The sequence below is a fragment of the Pseudonocardia sp. McavD-2-B genome (assembly GCF_024124365.1).
Classification (GTDB): domain Bacteria; phylum Actinomycetota; class Actinomycetes; order Mycobacteriales; family Pseudonocardiaceae; genus Pseudonocardia; species Pseudonocardia alni.
The window spans coordinates 1-1,755 of record NZ_JAMXSG010000494.1; the positions used below are offsets into that span (position 1 = coordinate 1).

Below are 1,755 nucleotides of genomic sequence, written 5' to 3' on the forward strand. Positions count from 1 at the left end.
CCGCGGCAGGCCCGCCCGTCGTCGCGGGGGGCGGCGCCCGCCCGTACCGCGGCGGCCGGCCCGACCACCGTGCTCGGCGCCGTCCCGCTGGTGCTCGGCGGCGCCCTGATCGTGCTGCTCGGCGCGCTCGCCGGGTTCGCCGGGGTCCGCGCGCTGGCCGGGCAGGAACCGCTGTCGACGGTCACCGTCGCCACCGACCGGTCGCTGCGCACCACCTACCCGGACCCGCTCGGCTTCACCGTGCCGGTGCCCGACGGCTGGACGCAGTTCCGCTCGCCCGCCCCCGACGGCTCGGTCGTCGTCCGCTTCGTCAGCCCGGACGGCCGTCAGGAGCTCTCGGTCCGGGCGGCGACCTCGGTCCGGGCCGTCACCGACGCCCTCACCCCCGAGGCGCTGGGCGTCGACCCGGTCGAGGTCGGGCCGGTCGAGCAGCTGCCCGACGGCTCCAGCCAGGTCGCGCTCACCACCGGCAGCGGCAGCGCGCAGCGCAGCACGCTGATGCGCATCGTTCCCGGCCGCGACCAGCTCGACGGGGTCTGGGTACTGCAGCTGACCTCCCCCGCCGGCCGCGCCGAGGACGCCGTCGCGGGCCTGTTCGACGCCATCGGCTCGGGCTTCCGCGCCACCCCGGGCTGAGCCGGCCACGGCGCCGGCGGCCCCTAGGCTGGCGCGCATGGCCGACACCGCCGACCCCACCGCTCGCGCCCACGCCGCCGCCGCCGAGCTCGCCCGCCGCACCGGCACCGACACCCACGACGTGGCGGTGGTCCTGGGCTCCGGCTGGCGTCCGGCCGCCGACGTCCTCGGCACCCCGGACACCGAGGTCCCGATGGCCGAGCTGCCCGGGTTCGTCGCGCCGTCCGCGGTCGGCCACGGCGGCACCGCCCGCTCGCTGCGCATCGGCGGCACCCGGGTGCTGGTCCTGCTCGGGCGCACCCACCTCTACGAGGGCCACGGGATGGACCCGGTCGTGCACGGCGTCCGCACCGCCGCGGCGGCCGGTGTCCGCACGGTCGTGCTGACCAACGCGGCGGGCGGCATCACCGAGGGCCTGTCGGTCGGGCAGCCGGTGCTGATCTCCGACCACCTCAACCTGCTGGCGCGCTCGCCGCTGCACGGAGCGCACTTCGTCGACCTCACCGACGCCTACTCCCCCCGGCTGCGCGCCGCCGCCCGCGAGCTGGACCCGTCGCTGGTCGACGGCGTCTACGCCGGGCTGCCCGGTCCGCACTTCGAGACCCCGGCCGAGATCCGGATGCTGCGCACGCTGGGCGCGGACCTGGTCGGGATGTCCACCGTCGCCGAGACGATCGCCGCCCGCGCCGCCGGACTGGAGGTCGCCGGCATCTCGCTGGTCACCAACCTGGCCGCGGGCCTGTCCGGGCAGCCGCTGAACCACCAGGAGGTCCTCGACGCCGGCGCCGCGGCGGCGACCCGGATGGGCTCGCTGCTGCGCGACCTCGTCGGCCGCATCTGATGGTGCTGCCGGGGCCGCTGCGCGACGCGGCGCTGCGCTGGATCGCCGACGACCCCGACCCGGGCACCCGGGCCGAGCTGCAGCGCGTGCTGGCCACCGCGATGGCCGGCGGCGACGGTGCCGCGGCGGCGGCCGCCTGGATCGGCGCCCCCCCGGGCTCCGTCGGGCGGGTCGTGCTCGACGGGCCCGGTGACCCCACCCTCGACGAGCCGGCCCGGACCGAGACCACGACCGCGGCGGCGGAGAAGGCCTTCGACGCCTTCGCCGGGGCCTGCACC

At 78.2% G+C, this 1,755-nt stretch carries 1 protein-coding gene and 2 pseudogenes; all 3 read left to right on the plus strand.

Features of this window, described 5'->3' with window-relative positions; all coding sequences use genetic code 11:
- Positions 1-636, plus strand: a pseudogene (locus NH602_RS30590) (hypothetical protein); the annotation flags it as partial.
- 37 nt (positions 637-673) lie between these two features.
- Positions 674-1,477 carry a purine-nucleoside phosphorylase gene (locus NH602_RS30595; RefSeq protein WP_253069654.1) on the plus strand — a complete coding sequence of 268 codons (804 nt, stop codon included), beginning with the start codon at positions 674-676 and terminating at the stop codon, positions 1,475-1,477.
- Positions 1,477-1,755, plus strand: a pseudogene (locus NH602_RS30600) (hypothetical protein); the annotation flags it as partial. The gene NH602_RS30595 and the pseudogene NH602_RS30600, both read left to right, overlap by 1 nt.

What these genes read in the sequence shown, in the direction of transcription:
- NH602_RS30595 (WP_253069654.1), top strand. Translation starts at nt 674, where the DNA reads ATGGCCGACACCGCCGACCCCACCGCTCGCGCCCACGCCGCCGCCGCC.